Below are 19,236 nucleotides of genomic sequence, written 5' to 3' on the forward strand. Positions count from 1 at the left end.
TTGCCGGTTACTTGTACGTCTTGATGATCGCCGAGAAATCGAGGCCGTCATTGCCCGCGCCCGAGAAATCCTCGTACAGGCTCGCCGCGCGTGCGCCGAGCGGCACGCCCGCATCGACCTCTTCCGCCGCCGCCATCGCGAGGCGCAGGTCCTTCAGCATCAGCGCGGTGGCGAAGCCGCCCTGGTAGTCCTTGTCGGCGGGGCTCTCGACGCCCACGCCCGGCAGCGGGGTGTAGGCGTTGAGCGACCAGCAATAGCCCGACGACTGCGATGAAATCTCGTAGAATTTCTGCGGATCGAGCCCCAGCTTCTGCGCCATCTGCATCGCTTCGGCGACGCCTATCATGGAGATCGCGAGCAGCATATTGTTGCAGATCTTCGCGGTCTGGCCCGCACCCGCGTCGCCCGCATGGATCACCGCCTTGCCCATGCCTTCAAGGATCGGTTTGGCCGCCGCGAACGCCTCTTCGGTGCCGCCGACCATGAAAGTCAGCGTGCCGCCGTCCGCCGCCGCGATCCCGCCGCTGACCGGCGCATCGACCATCTTGTAGCCCTTGGCGGTAGCCGTTTCGGTCACTTCCTTGGCGGTGGCGACGTCGATGGTCGAGCAGTCGAGCAGCGCCGCGCCTTCGGGCGCGTGGCCGATCACGGCGTCGGAATAGACCGATTTCACGATCCCGCCATTGGGGAGCATCGAGACCACCGCATCGACGCCCTGCACGGCTTCTTTCGCATCGGTAAAGGTCTCGCAGCCATTGCTCTTGGCCTTGGCGAGCGCGTCTTCCGACAGGTCGAACGCGCGCACTTCGTGGCCGTTCTTGACCAGGTTCGCGGCCATTCCGCCGCCCATGTTGCCGAGGCCGATAAAGGCGATTTTCATGTCACTCTCCAGATTACTTAATTAGCAGCCATATTCCGAAGACTAGGCAAAGCGGACCCGTCACTGCGAGCGCGATCAATTCCGCCCAAGACCGAAACGCCACTGCACCGCGCATGAATTTTCCGCGACCGAAGGATACTTGGTGTCGGCGCGAGAAGTTACCTTTGCTGTCTCGGTAATCGCGAAATTCTATCCAAGCCAAAAAACTGCCGATCGCTCCCACAACGATCAGAACAACCGGTGCTGTTACCGCCCCTTCCACTGCCCGTCGCGCTTCTCGATGAAGGCCTTCATGCCCTCGACCTTGTCCTCGGTTGCGGTGAGGATCTGGAACAGGCGGCGTTCGTGGAGCACGCCCTGGCCGAGGAAGGTCTCGTAGGCGGCGTTGACCATTTCCTTGTTCACCATCGCGGCCATCGGCGGCATCCCGGCGATGGTCGCGGCGGTGGTGCGCGCTTCGTCCATCAGCGTGTCATGCGGCACGACGCGCGCGACGAGGCCACTGCGCTCGGCTTCCTCGGCGTCCATCATCCGGCCGGTCAGACACATTTCCATCGCTTTGGCCTTGCCGACCGCGCGGGTGAGCCGCTGCGATCCGCCCAGCCCGGCGCGACGCCAAGCTTGATCTCGGGCTGGCCGAACTTGGCCTTGTCGCTGGCGATGATGAAGTCCGCCATCATCGCAAGCTCGCACCCGCCACCCAGCGCGAAGCCGTTGACCGCCGCGATCCACGGCTTGCGGACGGCCTCGACGATGTGGCTGGTCCACTTGGCGAAGAAATCCTGCAGATAGAAATCCGCCGCGTCCTTCTCGCTCATTTCCTTGATGTCCGCGCCCGCGGCGAAGGCCTTGTCGCCCGACCCGGTCAGGATGGCGCACAGCTGGCTGTCGTCGTTCTGGTAGACGGTGAAGGCCTCGATCAGCTCGTCGAGCACCACGCTGGAAAGCGCATTGAGCGCCTGCGGGCGGTTGAGCGTGATGGTGGTGACGGCACCGTCGGTTTCACTGGTGATGGTTTCGTAGGCCATTCAGGGCTCCTCAAATTCGTCACCCTGAACTTGTTTCAGGGTCCAGTCTTCGATCCGGACCGTCTGCCCGAGAGGCGGGCTGGATGCTGAAACGAGTTCAGCATGACGGCCTTACCGAGGATCAGCTCAGCGGCGTCCATTCCTCGTCCGCCGGGAGCGGGGCGAAGATCGCGTCGATCATCGCCTCGTCAACGCCTTCGGGCGTGGGCGGGTCCCATTTGGGATCGCCGGTCTTGTCGACGATCACCGCGCGCACCCCTTCGGCGAAATCGGGGCGGGTGAGGACGCGGCTGCCGATGCGGTATTCCATCCGCATCTCGTCGGCGAAATCATCCAGCTTCGCGCTCTCGACCAGCTCGCGCAGCGCGACCTTGCAGGTCTGCGGGCTCTTGGTGCCCAGCGTATCGCGCTCCTTCGCCGCCCACTCGCTGCCGTTGTTTTCGGCCTCGGCCTCCAGGCTGGCGAGGATATCCTCGTAGGTGTCGGAGGCGAAATGCTTGGCGATCTTGTCCGCATTGTCGGCGATGCGCGCCGGGGGCGGGGTGCCCACGGGTTCGGAGAGGATGCCGCCAATGCGATCGGGGTTGTCGATGATCCGCGCCTTCACCTCGGCCAGCTTGTCCGATGGCAGATAATGCGTCGCGAGGCCGGTCCACAGGCATTCGGACCCGTCCAGTCGCGCGCCGGTGAGGGCCAGGAACTGGCCCAGCCGCCCGCCGAGGCGCGACAGATACCAGCCACCGCCGACATCGGGGAACAGACCGATGCCGCTTTCCGGCATGGCGAAGCGCGTGTTCTCCGTCGCGACGCGAAACTTGCACGGCTGCGAGATGCCCACGCCGCCGCCCATCGTGACACCGTCCATGAAGGCGACGATCGGCTTCGCGTAGGTGAACATCTGGTGGTTCAGGCGGTATTCGTGGAGGAAGAATTCGCGCCCAGCCTTGCCGCCATCGTTTAGCGCCGACTGGCGCAGCAGGTTGATGTCGCCCCCGGCGCAGAAGCCGCGCCCCTCGGCATGGTCGAGGATGACCGCCTCGATTGCATCGTCCTCCGCCCACGCCGCCAACGCCTCGCTCATGGCGAGACACATGTCGAGCGTCAGCGCATGCAGCGCCTTGGGCCGGTTGAGCGAGATATGGCCGACCCGGCCATGTGTGTGGATATTGATATCGTCTGTCATAGGTCTTTCGTTCACTGGCGCAGCAGGTCGCGGCCCACGATCATGCGCATTACCTGGTTGGTGCCTTCCAGGATCGAATGCACGCGCAGGTCGCGCCAGAATCGCTCGATCGGGTAATCCTTGAGATAGCCGTAGCCGCCGAACAGTTGCAGTGCGTCGTTCACCACCTTGCTGCCATTGTCGGTCGCCAGCCGCTTCGCCATCGCGGAAAAGCGCGATTTGTCCGGCGCCCCGTCGGTCACCTTCGCCGCGGCGAGATAGAGCAGCGCGCGCGCCGCCTCAAGGTCGGTCGCCATGTCGGCGAGCATGAACTGGGTGTTCTGGAAGTCGGCGATCGGCGTGTCGAACTGCTGCCGGTCCTTGGTGTAGGCGACCGCCTCGTCCAGGCAGCGCTGCGCCCCGCCGAGGCTGCAGGCACCGATATTCAGCCGCCCGCCGTCGAGCCCCATCATGGCGAAGCGGAAACCCTCGCCCTCGTCGCCTACGCGGTTCTCCACCGGCACGCGCGCATCCTCGAAGATGACCTGCGCTGTCGGGCTGGCGTTCCAGCCGAGCTTCTTCTCGGGCTCGCCGAAACTGACGCCCGGCGTGTCCTTGTCGATCACGAGGCAGGTGATGCCCTTGGTCTTGTGCTCGCCCGTGCGGACCATCGTTACATAGACGTCGTTGACGCCGCCGCCGGAGATGAACTGCTTCGTGCCGTTCAGCACGTAGTGGTCGCCATCGCGCTTCGCCGTGGTCTTCAGCCCCGCCGCGTCGGAGCCACTGCCCGGTTCGGTCAGGCAGTAGCTGGCGATCTTCTCCATCCCGACGAGATCGGGCAGGTACTTCGCCTTCACCGCATCCCCGCCGAAGCAGTCGATCATCCAGCTCGCCATGTTGTGGATCGAGATGAACGCACTCGTCGTGGGGCAGCCATAGGCCATCGCCTCCATGATCAGCGCCGCTTCCAGCCGGCCGAGGCCGATGCCGCCCGATTCTTCCGAAACGTAGATCGCTCCGAAGCCGAGCTCGGCGCTCCGCTTGATCACGTCGCGCGGAAAATGATGGGTCTGGTCCCACTCGCCCGCATGCGGGGTGATGTTGTCGGCGGTGAAGCGCTGCGCCATGTCCTGGATCGCGCGCTGGTCGTCTGTAAGCTGAAATTGTCCGGTCATGGCATGGGCCCTAGCACCCCTTTTCGAGTCCTGACCACCTCTTCGCCGCTCGGCGACCGGAATTGCCGATTGACCCCCGATGCGCTCCAAACGAATGTGAGCGGATGGGCGGCGACGGCACCGAATTGATCCTGGTTTACAACGCCGATGGCGGCGTGTTCGACAGGCTGTTCGACGCGGCGCACAAGATCGTCTCCCCGTCTACCTATCCCTGTTCGCTATGCGCGCTCACCTACGGTCCGGTCGCGATGCGGCGGCGGTGGAAAGACTATCTGGACAGTCTCCCCCTCACGGTGCGCTTCCTCCATCGCGACGAGCTGGCCGGGCGGAGCGACCTACCCGAAGCGGAGTTGCCCGCGATCTTCCTCCAGGAAGCCTGCAACCGACCAGGATTGCTAATCGCGGCCACGGAACTGGCGGCGTGCGAAGGGCTGGACGATCTTACCACGCTTCTCGACCGCAGACTGGGCGAATGCGCCGCAGCCGGGCGCGATCAGCCGCAATAGATGCGGGTGATTGTCATGTCCGCGTCGTACATCACGTTCACGCGGCCCTGTCGGAAATCCATCGTGAACACCGCACCCGGCGGGCCCCAGCGCAGGCTGTCGGCACCGGTGCGGCCGAGGATTTGCGTGCCGGTTTCCTGGCTGGCACGCTCTCCCAACTTGGTCTGGACGCCGTCCGCATTGCACGACCCCTCGGGCAGGGCAGGCAGGCGGTCGGGCTCGCCAGCTGTGGGCGCGGTCGCACAACCGGCCGCAAGGGGGGCGAGCGCCAGTGCGAGAACGGCCATCCTCATGTCGCGCACCGGGTTCGCGGCATCGGCTTGTGATCGGCCGGTGCCTGTGCATCGCTGGGCGACAGGGTCTTGCCGTCGGCGCTCAGGTCGAGCCGCTGTGTCGTGGTCCATTGTTCGCCTTCTCCAGCCATGGCGAGGACTACGATGATCCCGTCCTTGCCGCCCGGTTTCACCGCCTTCACCGTACCTTGCGATTCGTAATAGGTGATCGTCCGCGGTCCGACTTCCATGCGCAGGTCGGATGCCGGATTGCAATTCCCCCCGCTGTAATCCCACACCCCACGGTATTTCTGCGGAATGGTGTCCACCTGTGCCACCATCGATGGTCCGGCCCCGGCACCCGTGCCGCCATCGGGTTCGACCGGAATCGCGGTGGCGGTGGTCGCCACGTCTTCGCTCGGCGGATCGGCATCGACCTGGCAGGCCGCCACGGCCAAACCTAGCGCGACGATAACAGCGGTGGTGCGCTTACGCATTCTACTCTCTCCCAGTTTGGAGACGGCGTGCCGGGCCGATCGTTCCGCCGCCTCCAGCTACTCTTGCGTTGGCGGAAGGTGGAGAACCCGCGCCCGGAACAGGGCGGAAAGCACCTTGGTGTCGTTGCGATCGTACCACCGCGGGGCGGGCAGCCCCTTCTCCCAAGCGATCATTTCGGTCAGCGTTCCCTGCGCCGACGGGGTGTCGTAGCGCGCGGCCTCCGCCGCGATCGGATCGGCGTAAGCGATGTCGGGTGAAACGATGGTCCAGCCATCCGATCGGAGCGCGGCGATCAGATCGGGGAGGAACAGCGCTGCCAGATCGGTTTCGTGCATCAGCATTACATGGACCGGCGACCGTCCGATGGCCCGCCGCGCGAGATCGTCGAAGAAATCAGCCGCGCCGACATGGCTTTCGACGTAGAGATCGCGCAATGCCGCGCGGTCGATCGGCTGCCCGGCATCCTTGGCATCGATCGTCGCCTGTTCCAGCCACCAGTCGGACGCGTCGGCGGTAACGTACCCGTCGGAAAGGCCGCGACTTGCCAGCCCCGCACGCACCGCGTCACGCTTGGCCTTGTCCGCGCGCCCCTCGTCCAGATAGGGGTAGCGGAACCAGGGGCGATAACCCTTGCGACCCTCCAGCCAAACGCCTGCTGCGTCGATATCGGCCAGATAGAGTTCTGCCGGTGTCTCGCTGAGGCCCGGATGCGTGTTCGAATGGTTGGCGATCAGGTGCCCGGCCGCAGTATAGGCGGCGATCCGACGCTCCGCCCCGGGACGCTCGGCGATATGGCCAGGGTTGACGAAGAAAGCGACCTGATCGGCCCCGGCCTCTCGCAATGCGGCGATGATCCGCCGCGTGCGCTCGTCGGGCGTCTGGAACGCCCCGGCCGCTCGCGGGACATCGTCGAAGGTAAGCGCGATACGCTTGCCGGTGTCAACCGGCGTCATTTCCTTCGCCGGAGGCGGCGTTGCGCAGGCGGCAAGCACAAGCGCCAGGAGCGCGATCACGAACTGCTTCACCGACAAGCCCTCCTGCTATGTGGTTACCCCATGGTGGGGATGACGAATGCGTTGGAGCCGTCGCCACCGCCATCGGGCCAGCGCTGGGTGACCTTCTTGGTCTTGGTCCAGAAGCGCAGCCCTTCCTGCCCGTACTGGTCGATGTCGCCGAAGCCCGAACGTTTCCAACCGCCGAAGCTGTGATAGCTGACGGGCACGGGGATCGGCACATTGATGCCGACCATGCCCACGTTGACCCGGTGCGCGAACTCGCGCGCGGCGTGGCCGTTACGGGTGAAGATGGCGACGCCGTTGCCGTACTGGTGCTCGCTCGGCAGGCGCACCGCCTCCTCGAAATCCTTCGCGCGCACGATCTGGAGCACGGGGCCGAAGATCTCTTCCTTGTAGCTCTCCATGTCGGTGGTGACCTTGTCGAGCAGGGTCGGGCCGACGAAGAAGCCTTTCTCGTGGCCTTGCAGCGTGAACCCGCGCCCGTCGATCACGACCTCGGCACCTTCCTTCTCGGCGGTGTCGATCCACTCTTCGATCCGCGCCTTGTGCTCGGGTGTGACGACCGGGCCGTATTGCGCATCCTTGTCGGTCGAGACGCCGACGCGCAGAGCGTTGATCGCGGGGATCAGCTTTTCACGTAAGCGGTTGGCCGTGTCTTCGCCTACCGGCACGACGACCGGCAGTGCCATGCAGCGCTCGCCCGCTGAGCCGAAGGCCGCGCCCGCCAGATCGTTCACCACCTGATCGAGATCGGCGTCGGGCATCACGATGCCGTGGTTTTTCGCGCCGCCGAAGGCCTGCACGCGCTTCCCGTTCGCGGTGCCGCGCGAGTAGATATACTGCGCGATGTCGGACGAACCGACGAAGCTGATCGCGGCGATGTCATGATGGTCGATGATCGCGTCGACCATTTCCTTGTCGCCGTTCACCACCTGCAGCAGCCCCTCGGGCGCGCCCGCTTCCACGAACAGCTCGGCGAGCCGGATCGGCACCGAAGGATCGCGCTCGGACGGTTTGAGGATGAAGGCATTGCCCGCCGCGATCGCCATGCCGAACATCCACATCGGGATCATTGCGGGGAAGTTGAACGGCGTGATGCCCGCCCCGATGCCGAGCGGCTGGCGCATCGAATAGACATCGATGCCGGGGCCGGCCCCTTGCGTGTACTCGCCCTTCAGCGCCTGCGGGATGCCGCAGGCATATTCGATCACTTCCAGCCCGCGCTGCACATCGCCATGCGCGTCGTCGACCACCTTGCCGTGTTCGCTCGAAAGCAATTCGGCCAGTTCCTGCTTGTTCGCCTCGACCAGCCGCTTGAATTCGAACATCACCCGGGCGCGCCGCTGCGGGTTGGTCGCCGCCCATTCGGGCTGCACCTTCTTCGCCGCTTCCACCGCGCGGTCGAGCAGCGCCGCATCGCCCAGCGGCACACGCGCCTGCACCTCGCCCGTTGACGGGTTCCATACATCATGGGTGCGGTCCGCCGAGCCGCCGGTTCCGCCGCTGATAAAATGATCGATCTGACGCATGTAATTCCTCTTCCCGAGTGTTTTGGTGGGCCTTTTACCCCTTCAATGGCTCAGAACAAGCATGGGTCCGGCGACACGGGCCGCGCACAAGGCATATTGACCGCGAGCCTCCCGCCGTGGCAAGCGCGCCGCCTGCCCAGATGCGGGTGTAGCTCAATGGTAGAGCAGCAGCTTCCCAAGCTGACGACGAGGGTTCGATTCCCTTCACCCGCTCCAGCGCATGCGTGCAGATTTATCCTGCAGGGTTTGCGCACGCCAACGAATAGGTCTCTGCGTGCGAGCGGACCTTTTGCCATTGGTCAGGATGTCGAAGAGACGCGCCGGAACAACCCGTCGACATCGCGGTCACAAAGCTCTCTACCACCCGAACCTGACCGAGGCGCGGAAGTTGTAGCCGATCTTGCCGAACTGTTCTTCTGCGCCGACATCGGCACCGATAGTGTAGAAACCGTTGCCGCCATAACCGCGCAGGCGCGCGAACCAGCCGCTCTGGCGCTCCTCGGGGACAAGCAGGAAGTCGTCGCCGTCGGCATAGTGCGCGCGCGTGGTGCCAAGGTCGCTCGACAGCAATTGTCGCCAGCCGCCTTCGCCTTCGATCCGCAGCCAGAACGGGTCGCGCCGCTGCATGCCGAACAGGTCGACCCCGGCCGCCGTGGCCAGATCGAGCGCCAGCTCCTTGCTCGTCCGATCGCCGATCGTCAGGTTCAGCGCATCGCCGCCGCCGGTTTCGACCGACCCGTCTTCCTTCAGGCGGAGATAGTCGAGCGCGATCGACGGGCGGAAGAAGAAGAACTGCGATCCCCCTTCCAGCGATACGCCTCCGGTCGCCGAAACGAAGTCGCCCGACCAGTCGCGCCTGATGTCGAACGAAACCGCGTCCTCGCCAGCGCCGCCCTGGAAGCGTCGGCTTCCTTCGAAATCGGACCGCCCGATCCCCACACGCGCAAAGCCCGCGAGGGGGCCGAAGGTACCGCGCCAGTGCACCCCGCCTTCGTAGCTGGTGTCGTCGACCTTGTTGTCGAAGGGGGCTTCGTGCTTGTTCCACAGCCAGCTGCCGGTCAGGCCGAACGCGCCGATGCCGGTGAGGTATTCGACGCCGCCGCGGACACCCGATCCGTCGAGGTCGTAGGCCATGGAGTCGCCGCGATCCTTGCGCGATTTCCAAGTGGCGAAATCGGCCACGATCCGGAATTTGCCCTGCTGGTCGATCGGCCCGATCGGATCGGTCAGATGGCGGTCGAAAGCGCGCAGCGCCTGGCTCAGTCCCTCGAACCCGCCGCCCGCGTGATCGGGCAGGGTCGTGCCGACATAAGCCTGCAGCGTCTGCGCATCGGCGATGTTGAGGAAGATCTTGGCCACGTCGTCGTCTTCGGCGAGCGCTTCGTACAGTCCGTCGAAGGCTGCCGCCTCTGAACGGTTCAAACCGAGTTCGTCCGAATTCTTGCGATCGATGTCGACGTTGACCGTGTTGCCCGAAACCGCGAGCGCGGCCTTGAACATGAAGGGGAGGAGGGCGTCGGTGGTGGCAAGCTTGTCGGCCCCGGTGAGCGTGCCGGCGCTGATGAGCCGGTAGCTTTCGCCGAGCGTCGGCAGTTCGCTCAATGCGATGCCGATCTTCGCTCCCTGGGCGAAGTTGGCAGCGCCGTTGACCACGATGCCGCTGGCGGCGGGATCGCTGCCGAGCGTCACGCCGACCACGCCCGTCGCCCCGACATCCAGCGACCTGACCGTGGTGGGGGCATTTACGAACAACGACCCGCCGGAAACCGCCACCGCGGTGTTCTGCGCCCCGACAAGCTTCCCGGCGAAGGTCGCCGTGTTGGCGATCGACAGGGTTCCGGCACCGCCCGCGAAATCCGCATTGCCCGAATAGATCGCATCGCCCGACAGCTTCAGCCGGTTGTCGCCCGCCCCGAACGCGACGTTGCCGATCACCGTGCCGTCGGCGATATCGAGCAGGTCGGACCCTGCGCCGAAACGGATGTCGCCTTCGATGCGGGGTGCCTGCACGCCCTGCGCGGCGACGGTCTGTTTCACCTGGCTGTCGCCCGTGCGCTGCGAAAGGTCGATGGCGACATTGCGGCCTGCGCCGGCCTTCGCGCCTCCGGCCAGGATTGCGCCGCTGTTCTCCACGCTCGAGAGCGTGCCGCTGCGATCGAGGATAGCGTAGGCCGATCCCTCGGCGATCGTCACCGCCCGGATCACGCCGCTGTTCTTCACGAGCGGCAACGATGCATTCGCATCGACCAGCAGCGCCGCCGACCGTCCGCTGGTGCCAGTGACGGCGGCGGCTATGGTACCGGTGTTTGCGACAGTGGGAAGGACGGTGCCGTTCCCGACCAGCAGCGCGGTCGCGTTGGCGTTCTTGGCCGCGCCGCCGATGCCACCGTCGTTCTGCAGGCCGCCCGCCACGGTAACTCCGCCGCCGCGACCGCCGAGCGCCATGCCGGTGCCGGCAACGCCGGTATAGACGCCGTCGCCGATCAACTCGCCCTTGAAAACGATGCCGAAGCCGTTGCCGGCACCCTGCGTCGCGCCGATCGCGATGTCGCGGTTCGTCGCGCCGATGGCGACCGCGGGCGCGGAACCGTAGGACGAGATGCGGGCATTGCCTTCCTTGTCGTCCTGAATGCCGTCGCCGTCCTCGTCCTTGTCGTCGGGTTTCGTGTCCCTCGGCGCGACATCGAAGACGATACCCTTCGCAACGTCGCCTTCCACGATCAGCGCGCCGCCGCCCTGCAGCAGGTCGTCCGCGTCGAGCTTCGACACATCGCTGGGCGCGGTCGTGCTGCGATAGCCGCTCGCGGTGACGACGCCCTGGACGACCAGCGCCCCGTCGATATCGCCCGCGAACCGCGCGCCGACCGACCCTGCGCCGCTCGCGCCGACCTGCCCGGCGAGGCGGACATTGCCCCTGATATCTTGCGCGGCGACCGCCACCGACTGGTCGCCGACCACGGTGGTCCTGCCATTGTGGGTGAAGGCACCGGTCAGAGGTCCGTCGATGGAGACACCCGCCGACTGGTTACCTTCGACGGTGATCGTTCCGGCCTGGACCACGTTTCCGGTGAGCGCGCCGCCGACGCGAATTCCGGTGCGCCCGGTCCCCTTCGCGAAGCCACCGTCGAGATCGCCGTCCTTGTCGGTGTCGGTCGGGGTGTAGGTCTCGTCGATCGTGATGGTGCCGTTGTTCACGATGTCGGCGGCGCGCGGCCCGACCACCACTATGCCGGATGCCCCGTTCGCATCGGTGACGGTGATTTTGCCATCGCTGGTGACGTCGTTGTCGCTGTCCACGGTGACCGCATTGCCGCCGGTTGGCTTGATCGTGCCGTTGGTACCGATCTTGAGGTCGTCGCCCTGTCCATTGCGCAGTTCGGACGTCTTCACCGGCGTTGTGCGCGCGTTGTCGATCGTGGTCTGGGCGGCGAGCGGGGTGGCGAGCGCCGCGAGCGCGGTGCCGGCGAGAAGCGTGCGGTACATGATTGTCCTCCTGGTCCTTGCCGGGAAGACGGAGCCACCACGCCGCAGCCTTGGTGAAAAATGAAATTTCTTTCCGGCCGCGTTCAGAACCGCGCGTCGAACCCGATCCGCACCGTTCGCGGCTCCAGCGGCGTGACCTGCTCGCGACCGGTGGCGAACGGAGTGCCGAGCGCGAAGCGGTTGCCACGCGTGTCTGCCAGATTGCTGATGGAGGCGGTCACGCCGAACCGGTCGCCTCCCACGCGCACCAGGACGCCGGTGTCAAGATAGTCGCCCTGCAACTCACCCAGATCGGGACCCACGCCAAGCCGTGACGGGCCGATATAGTTGACCCGCCCGCTTGCATCGAGCCGCAGATCGTCCGTCAGATCGTGGCTCCATTGCAGGGCGAGGCGGCCCGAGAAGCGCGCGATATTGGGGATTTGCGACAGGCGCGCGGCGTTGGCATAGACCGGCTCGTCAACCCGGCTGTCGTTGTAGCTGGCCCCGAATTCCAGCTTCAGGCGCGGCGCGAGGCGCGCGCCACCCGAAACGCTCACCGCCCAAATCCTGCCATCGCCGACATTGGCGGTCGTAGGCAGACCGGTGATGTCGATGAAGTCGGCCTGGATGTTATGCCAGTCGGTATAGGACAGGTTGGCGGCCAGATCGAACGTGCCCCGGCCCGGTTCGCCGATGGCCCCGCCGATCTCCATCGTGGAGACATGATCGGACCGGAACCGGCTGACGAACGCCCCCGCAACTGCCAGGCCGCCGGGCCGGAACCCCTCCTGGTAGCGCGCATATATGCGCCCGCGGGGTGCCACCTGGACCAGCAGCGAAGCCGACGGCAGATAAGCGGTCTCGTCGCGGCGCGCCGTGATCTCGCGCCCGGCGAGCGCGAGTTGGGGGGCGACGTCCTCGCCCGCCCCGCCCAGGTGCGCCCGGGTCGCGCGCAGCCCGGCCGACGCGATGACCGGACCGAACAGGCGCAGGCTCGCCTCGCCATAGCCGGTCAGTTCGTCGATCGTATTGAGCACGCCCGTGCTCACCATCGATGCACCGTCCGTGCCCAGCGAGCGGGTCAGCCGGGTACGGTTGTGGAGGAAGCTGCCCCCGATCAGCCAGCCGAAGCGTTCGCCCAGCGGTTGCCAGACGCGTGTCTCGTTCGCGATCATCCGGGTGTCGTTGTTCTGAACGAACAGCCGCGCCGGGTCGCCCGGCCAAGTGGCGTCGTAGCGTTCGCGCAGGTTCTGCCCCGCCACGCCCGTGGACGATCGTAGCCGCACCGCACCGATCCGGCCGGAGATCACGATCTGGCCGTGACCGTAGGTCGCGCGTGCTCCCTCCTGCACGCGTGCCGAACTGACCAGACCGCCGCTGTCGCGGTCCGCATACTGGCTGTCGCGGGCATCGGTATCCTGCCCCAGCGCCAGCAGGTCGATCGTCCAGTCGGGGGCCAGTTCCACGCGCAGGGCCGCCCGACCTGCCGCGATCCGTGTGCGGTCCACATCGCGCCGACCCAGATAGGGCTTGTCGATATAGCCGCCCTGCGAAACCAGATCGCCGTTCAGCCGCAGAGCCGCCCCCGCGGCCACGGGCAGGTTCAATGTCGCATGTGTGTCGAACCCCGGTGAGCCGTGGCTGACCGCCGAGCCCCCGACGATCGCGGAGAAGGTCGTCTCGCCGAATTCGGGGGCATTGGGGACCAGACGGATGATGCCGCCGAGCGATCCGGCCCCGTAAAGGGTTCCCTGCGGCCCCTCCAGCACCTCGACCCGCTCCATGTCGGACAGGCGCAGGTCGGGATCGGGCGCGTTGTAGCTCAGGCGCAGATCGCCCAGATATTGCCCGACGGTGGCCTGGGTGGGGCCGGTAAAGCTGGAATCGGCGATGCCGCGAATGAACAGCTTGTTGCGCCCGCTGCCCAGATAGGTGGAACTGACGGTCGCGATCCGTTGTGCGATCTTCTCGGTCCCGCCGACCCCACCCAGTTCCAGGCTCTGACCGTCGAGCAGGGAGACCTGCCCCGGCAGATCGCGCAGGCGCGACTCGCGCTTGCTGGCGATCACGATGATCGGTGGGCCTTCGGTAATCTCCTGCACGATGGGCGGAGGAGGTGGCGGCATCTGTCTGCTGCTCTGGCGAGGCTGGCGTTTCGCCGGGGGTGGGGGATCGCGGGCCTCGAGCCGCCATGCGTTCGTTCCGACCCGGACCGCTTTCAGGCCATTGCGCCGTGCGATGGCGTCCACCGCGGCGGCTGCGTCCATCCGACCGTGCACCCCCGCCACCCTGCGCCGCGCCACCGCGCGGTCGGCGATGACGATGCTGCTACCGGTCTTGCGCGCGACGGCGATCGCGACCTCGGACAGCGTTCCGCCCGGGACGGCCAGGTCGGCCTTGCGCGCCATGGCAGCCGTGCTGCCGAGCGCCACCAGGGCGGCGCACAAGAACCAGATGCAGCGCAGTCTCACTCTGCCGAAAGCTTCCAGTTCTGCCCGTCGCGTGTCACGCGGATACCCAACAGGGGCTCGAGCGCGCGCGGATCGTCGCGGACCGGCTCGACCAGGATACTGCCGGAAAGCCGAAGCTGCTTGGTTTCTCCTGCCGCCGTGAAGGGTGTCCCGGTGGCGCGGGACAGGTCGGCCGCGATCCGGGCGAGGGTCGCCTCGTGGAAGGTGATGCGACCCTGCGCCCATTCGCCTACTTCGCCTGGCGCGACCGCGCTGACCGTGTACGTATCGTCGATGCGCGTCAGGTGGCGACCCGCGGCAAGCTCCAGCCGCTGACCGGTCGGATTGACGATCACCGCACCTTCGGCAACGCCGACCTCCAGACTTTCCGGACCGAGCCGCACATCGAACACCGTCCCGGCATCGACCAGCGTATCCTTGCCGGCAAGCACGCGAAAGGGGTTGGCCGCGTCGTGGCGGATGCGGAAAAGTGCCTGCCCGTGATCGAGCCGGGCGGCGCGCGCATTCTCTGCGTCGAGCGAAACCTGCGTGTCCCCCGCGAGTTCGATCGTGCTGCCATCTTCAAGCGCGATCTGCCGCGTCTCGCCCGGAGCCGTAACGTAGAGCTGGTCCCCGCTTTCCGGTCGTTGCCAGAAGCCGAGGAATGCCACCAGCGCGAGCGATGCGGCAAGGGCGGGCGCGAACCAGCGGCGCTTCCAGACAGGCGCTGTGGGGCGATCGTCGTCATCGTTGGCCGCGACGATCCCCGCGTCCTCGCCGTCCGGCCCATCCCGCAGCGCCTCGGCTGCCGCGTCGAGGTCCGCGGCAATCGCGTCATAGGCACGCGCGTGGGCGGGATCGCGCTCCAACCACAGCGTGAAGCCGTCCCAGTCCTCGAACCCGGCGTCGCGGGTCCGGATCGCCCAGTCCAGGGCAGTCTCGCGCATCTCGTCGTCAGCCTGCATGGGCGGCTCCTCCTGTACGCAATACGGAGACGATCGGCTCACCCCTCATCGATTTGCCTCCTGACTTCCAGGATCGCGCGGCCCGCGATCCGCATGTCGCTTTCCACGGTACTGAGGCTGATCGCGAATTCGTCCGCGATCTCCCGCTGCGAGACATTGTCGATGCGGTGGCGGCGAAACACGGCGGCGGCGCGCGGGGAGATCGCGTTCAGTGCCGCTGCGACCAGGCGCGCGTGCTGGCGACTTTCGATGACGCGATCGGCGCACGGTTCGGCGCTGGTCCGTTCGGCGAAACCGGGTTGCGAGGCGGCCCAGCTCGTATCGCGAAGCACCGCCTGGCGCGCCGAACGAAAGCGATCGATCATCAGGCGATCGGCTGCGCGCATCATGTAGCCGAGGGAAGCGGCCGCCGCAGGGTCGCCCGTGCGCGAAAGCTTCAGCCACAATTCCTGGACCAGATCTTCCGCTGCGTCACCGGCCCCTCGCGCAACCAGGAAACGCAGCAGTTTGGCGCGATTGGCTGCGAATTCCGTCTCCAGCGCTGATGATCGAGACATGGGCGCACGCGGATAGTAGGATGAGGGGCGGATTTGGGTCGCTGCCCAATAGCCATTTGGCGGGCGGGTCGGAATAGCAAATTTCGGCGCGCCGGTCGCGGGTGCTTTGATCTTCTGTACCCGGACCTTTCCATTCGGGTGCTCGAATGCGAGGGAAGGGGGCATGGCACAGGACAAGGCATGGCGCTTCGCGATCGACCGTGGGGGGACTTTCACCGATGTCGTGGCGACGACGCCCGGCGGGCGGCTGGTCACGCACAAGCTGCTGTCGGAAGACCCGGAGCGTTACGACGACGCGGCGAGCGAGGCGGTCCGGCGGCTGATGGCCGAACACGGCGAGGCTCCGATTGCGGAGCTGCGGATCGGCACCACCGTCGCGACCAATGCCCTGCTGGAGCGGGAGGGGGAGCGTCTGGCGCTCGCCACCACGCGCGGTTTCGCCAATGCGCTGCGGATCGGTAACCAGGCCCGGCCCGATATCTTCGCACGCCACATCGTCCTGCCGGAGCAATTGCCCGAGACCGTGATCGAGATCGCCGAGCGGGTCGGTGCGGACGGAACGGTTCTGGAAGCGCCTGACCCGGACGCGGTGCGCGCGCAATTGGAGGCGCTGCGCGATGACGGGTTCGACGCGCTCGCCGTCGTGCTGATGCATGGCTGGCGCTACACCGATCACGAGGGGCTGGTAGCGCGGATCGCGCGCGAGCTGGGTTTCGCGCAGGTCAGCGTCAGCCACGAGGTCGCACCACTGATAAAGCTGGTTCCGCGCGGCGATACGACGGTGGTCGACGCCTATCTCTCGCCGGTGCTCGATCGCTATGTCGATGGACTGCGCGCAGGACTGCCCGAGCACGGGCGGCTCGCCTTCATGCAGTCGAATGGCGGGCTCGCTGCGGCGAGCGCGTTTCGCGGCAAGGACGCGATCCTGTCGGGTCCGGCGGGCGGCGTGGTTGGGATGGTCGCTTCGGCGCGGGCGCTGGGGCACGATCGGCTGATCGGCTTCGACATGGGCGGGACCAGCACCGACGTATGCCATTACGCGGGCGAGTACGAGCTGACCGGCGACGAGGTGATCGCGGGCGTGCGCGTTGCGGCACCGGCGATGAAGATCCATACCGTTGCGGCGGGCGGCGGCTCGATCTGCGCCTTTGACGGCGCGCGTTTCCGCGTCGGGCCGGGTAGCGCCGGGGCCGATCCGGGTCCGGCCTGCTACGGCAAGAGCGGGCCGCTGACGGTAACCGACTGCAACCTGTTCCTGGGGCGGCTCGACCCGGCCTTCTTCCCCGAGGTGTTCGGGGAGGATGGGGCCTCACCGCTCGATCCGGGGGCGTCGCGCGCCCGGCTGGAGGCGATCGCGGCGGGAATGGACGAGCCGTTACCGCTGGAGCAGATCGCGGAAGGTTTCCTCGCCATCGCGATCGACAACATGGCCAACGCGATCCGCAAGATCAGCGTCGCGCGCGGGCACGACGTCACCCGGTATGCGCTCGCCTGCTTCGGCGGGGCGGGCGGCCAGCATGCGGCGCGCGTGGCGGATGAACTGGGGATCGATACCGTGCTGGTCCATCCGCTTGCCAGTGTGCTCTCCGCCTATGGCATCGGCCTGGCCCCGGTGAAGGCGATCCGCGAGCGCAGCGTGGTGCGATCGCTGGCGGAGGGCTTCGCTGCCGAACGCACCGCGCTGGAGGGCGAGGCGCGCACGGCACTGATCGATCAGGGCGTGCCAGAGGAAGCGATCGAACTCACGCCCAAGGCGCGGCTGCGGTTCGAGGGCAGCGACAGCACGCTGACGCTCGACTGCACCGATCCGGCCCGGATGGACGCGGCGTTCCGCGATCTGCACCGCGCCCAATTCGGCTATAGCGATGCCGCCGCGCCGATCCTGCTCGAAGCGCTGAGTGTGGAAGCGACGGGGACGGTCGGCGGCCTCGCCGGGCTGGAGCCCGAAGCGCTACCAGTCGGCGGCCAGGCAAGCGGCGAATGGCCCACGGTCGAGCGCGCGGACATGCGTTCAGGGGAGCCCGTGGTCGGCCCCGCGCTGGTGGTCGATCCCGGCTCCACCACCGTGATCGAGCCCGGTTGGGAAGCGCGGCTGACCCAGGACAACAGCCTCGTTCTCGCCCGCGTCGCGGCACGACCGGACCGGCGCGCGGAAGGCACCGCCGCCGATCCGGTGCGGCTGGAGATCTTCAACAACCTGTTCATGGTCATCGCGGAGGAGATGGGGCTGGTCCTGCAGTCCACCGCCACCAGCGTGAACATCAAGGAACGGCTCGATTTCTCCTGCGCGATATTCGACGCGGAAGGGGCGCTGATCGCCAATGCGCCGCATATCCCGGTGCATCTGGGCAGCATGGGGGATTCGATCCGCCGCATCATAGAGGCGCGGGGCGACGCAGCGGACGGGCGCGGAATGCGGCGCGGCGATGCCTATGCGCTGAACGATCCCTATCGCGGCGGCACGCACCTGCCCGATATCACCGTGATCGTGCCCGTGTTCTGGCGGGAGGGGAGCGAGACGCCCGATGGCTTCGTCGCCGCACGTGGGCACCATGCCGATATCGGCGGGATCGCACCTGGCTCCATGCCGCCAGACAGCACGCGGATCGAGGAAGAGGGCGTGCTGATCGACAACCTGCTGATCGCGGAGGATGGCGAACTGCGCGAGGACGCGATCCGCGCCGCGCTGGCCGATGCGAAATGGCCGGCGCGCCAGCCCTCGCGCAACCTGTCGGACCTGCGCGCCCAGCTCGCGGCCTGTACCCGTGGCTCGCAATTGCTGGGCGGCGCTGCCAAAGAGCACGGGGCCGAGGTGCTGACCGCCTATATGGGGCACGTCCTCTCCAATGCGGAAGGATCGGTGCGTCGCTTGCTAGGCGGGCTTCGCGACGGCGAATTCACTTACCCGATGGACAACGGCGCGCAGGTTACCGTGGCGATTCGCGTCGACGACGACGCGCGTTCGGCGGTGTTCGATTTCACCGGCACCAGCGACCAGCTGGCCGGCAATTTCAACGCTCCGCGTTCGATCACCCGCGCCGCCGCGCTCTATGTCGTGCGCACGCTGATCGACGATATCATCCCGATGAACGACGGCTGCCTGCGGCCTATCGAGCTGGTCGTGCCGGAAGGGTCGATGCTCAATCCCCGACCGCCCGCCGCGGTGGTCGCGGGGAATGTCGAAACCAGCCAGGTGGTCACCGACACGCTGTTCGCGGCGACCGGGCGCCTCGCGCCCAGCCAGGGCACAATGAACAACTTCACCTTCGGCAACGAGCGGCACCAGTATTACGAGACCATCGCCGGCGGATCGGGCGCGGGTCCGGATCATGACGGGACGGCGGCGGTGCAGACGCATATGACCAACAGCCGGTTGACCGATCCCGAAATCCTGGAGACGCGGCTGCCGGTGCGGCTTGACCGCTTCGCCGTCAGGCGCGGCTCGGGCGGCGCGGGCAGGCACCGGGGCGGCGACGGGGTGGAAAGACGCGTGACCTTCCTCGAACCGATGCGCGCCAACATCCTCGCCAACCGCCGCGAGATCGCGCCGCGCGAGCTTGCGGGCGGCGGTGATGCGCAGCCGGGTCGAAACTGGGTCGAGCGCGCCGACGGTTCGGTGGAGGAGCTGGGCGCGACCGGCTCGGCCGAGATGCAGCCGGGCGATAGCTTCGTCATCCTGACCCCCGGCGGCGGAGGCTTCGGCGCGCCCGATAGCTGACGCGAAACCAAT

At 66.7% G+C, this 19,236-nt stretch carries 13 protein-coding genes, 1 tRNA gene and 1 pseudogene; 3 read left to right on the forward strand and 12 right to left on the reverse strand.

Annotated features, from left to right (window positions below; genetic code table 11):
• Positions 1-7: 7 nt before the first annotated feature.
• From mmsB to F7D01_RS09655, 4 genes and pseudogenes are all read right to left on the reverse strand, one after another.
• Positions 8-880, reverse strand: coding sequence for a 3-hydroxyisobutyrate dehydrogenase (mmsB, locus tag F7D01_RS09640; RefSeq protein ID WP_215227376.1), 873 nt, complete (start codon positions 878-880; stop codon positions 8-10).
• 246 nt (positions 881-1,126) lie between these two features.
• Positions 1,127-1,908 (reverse strand): annotated as a pseudogene (locus tag F7D01_RS09645) (enoyl-CoA hydratase-related protein).
• Positions 1,909-2,029: 121 nt separating this feature from the next.
• Complete coding sequence (locus F7D01_RS09650; protein ID WP_215227377.1) at positions 2,030-3,091, reverse strand: enoyl-CoA hydratase/isomerase family protein; 1,062 nt, start codon at positions 3,089-3,091, stop codon at positions 2,030-2,032.
• Positions 3,092-3,102: 11 nt separating this feature from the next.
• Positions 3,103-4,248 carry an acyl-CoA dehydrogenase family protein gene (locus tag F7D01_RS09655; protein WP_215227378.1) on the reverse strand — a complete coding sequence of 382 codons (1,146 nt, stop codon included), beginning with the start codon at positions 4,246-4,248 and terminating at the stop codon, positions 3,103-3,105.
• 104 nt (positions 4,249-4,352) lie between these two features.
• On the opposite strand from F7D01_RS09655, the gene F7D01_RS09660 reads away from it, so the two are divergent.
• Positions 4,353-4,754, forward strand: coding sequence for a hypothetical protein (locus F7D01_RS09660; protein ID WP_215227379.1), 402 nt, complete (start codon positions 4,353-4,355; stop codon positions 4,752-4,754).
• On the opposite strand, the gene F7D01_RS09665 is transcribed toward F7D01_RS09660, so the two are convergent.
• Genes F7D01_RS09665 through F7D01_RS09680 form a run of 4 tightly spaced genes read right to left on the reverse strand, consistent with a single transcriptional unit; the run spans position 4,742 to position 8,069 of the window.
• Positions 4,742-5,047, reverse strand: coding sequence for an I78 family peptidase inhibitor (locus F7D01_RS09665; RefSeq protein ID WP_215227380.1), 306 nt, complete (start codon positions 5,045-5,047; stop codon positions 4,742-4,744). The genes F7D01_RS09660 and F7D01_RS09665 overlap by 13 nt on opposite strands.
• A complete protein-coding gene (locus F7D01_RS09670) occupies positions 5,044-5,523 on the reverse strand; it encodes a hypothetical protein (protein WP_215227381.1) in 480 nt (159 codons plus the stop codon). The genes F7D01_RS09665 and F7D01_RS09670 overlap by 4 nt, the downstream gene beginning before the upstream one ends.
• A gap of 57 nt (positions 5,524-5,580) precedes the next feature.
• On the reverse strand, positions 5,581-6,549 hold the full coding sequence (locus F7D01_RS09675) for a polysaccharide deacetylase family protein (RefSeq protein ID WP_251566708.1): 969 nt from the start codon (positions 6,547-6,549) through the stop codon (positions 5,581-5,583).
• Positions 6,550-6,572: 23 nt separating this feature from the next.
• The gene (locus tag F7D01_RS09680; protein WP_215227382.1) at positions 6,573-8,069 is read right to left on the reverse strand and encodes a CoA-acylating methylmalonate-semialdehyde dehydrogenase; all 1,497 of its coding nucleotides are present in this window, start codon (positions 8,067-8,069) and stop codon (positions 6,573-6,575) included.
• Between the two features lie 142 nt (positions 8,070-8,211).
• Between F7D01_RS09680 and F7D01_RS09685 the strand changes: the two genes are divergently transcribed.
• A tRNA-Gly gene (locus F7D01_RS09685) sits at positions 8,212-8,285 on the forward strand.
• Between the two features lie 141 nt (positions 8,286-8,426).
• Here F7D01_RS09685 and F7D01_RS09690 read toward each other — a convergent pair.
• The 4 genes from F7D01_RS09690 to F7D01_RS09705 all read right to left on the reverse strand — a co-directional run bounded on the left by F7D01_RS09690 (position 8,427) and on the right by F7D01_RS09705 (position 15,506).
• Positions 8,427-11,552 (reverse strand): autotransporter outer membrane beta-barrel domain-containing protein, encoded by a 3,126-nt coding sequence (locus F7D01_RS09690; RefSeq protein WP_215227383.1) that lies wholly within the window; start codon positions 11,550-11,552, stop codon positions 8,427-8,429.
• An 83-nt stretch (positions 11,553-11,635) separates the two neighbouring features.
• Positions 11,636-14,005: a TonB-dependent receptor gene (locus F7D01_RS09695; RefSeq protein WP_371819584.1), complete on the reverse strand. Its 2,370-nt coding sequence runs from the start codon at positions 14,003-14,005 to the stop codon at positions 11,636-11,638.
• Complete coding sequence (locus F7D01_RS09700; protein WP_215227384.1) at positions 14,002-14,949, reverse strand: FecR family protein; 948 nt, start codon at positions 14,947-14,949, stop codon at positions 14,002-14,004. Before F7D01_RS09700 ends, F7D01_RS09695 begins: the two co-directional genes overlap by 4 nt.
• A 38-nt stretch (positions 14,950-14,987) precedes the next feature.
• Positions 14,988-15,506 (reverse strand): RNA polymerase sigma factor, encoded by a 519-nt coding sequence (locus F7D01_RS09705; protein WP_215227385.1) that lies wholly within the window; start codon positions 15,504-15,506, stop codon positions 14,988-14,990.
• 163 nt (positions 15,507-15,669) lie between these two features.
• Between F7D01_RS09705 and F7D01_RS09710 the strand changes: the two genes are divergently transcribed.
• Positions 15,670-19,224 carry a hydantoinase B/oxoprolinase family protein gene (locus F7D01_RS09710; RefSeq protein WP_215227386.1) on the forward strand — a complete coding sequence of 1,185 codons (3,555 nt, stop codon included), beginning with the start codon at positions 15,670-15,672 and terminating at the stop codon, positions 19,222-19,224.
• Positions 19,225-19,236 lie beyond the last annotated feature (12 nt).

Source organism: Erythrobacter sp. 3-20A1M, assembly GCF_018636735.1.
Classification (GTDB): Bacteria; Pseudomonadota; Alphaproteobacteria; order Sphingomonadales; family Sphingomonadaceae; genus Alteriqipengyuania.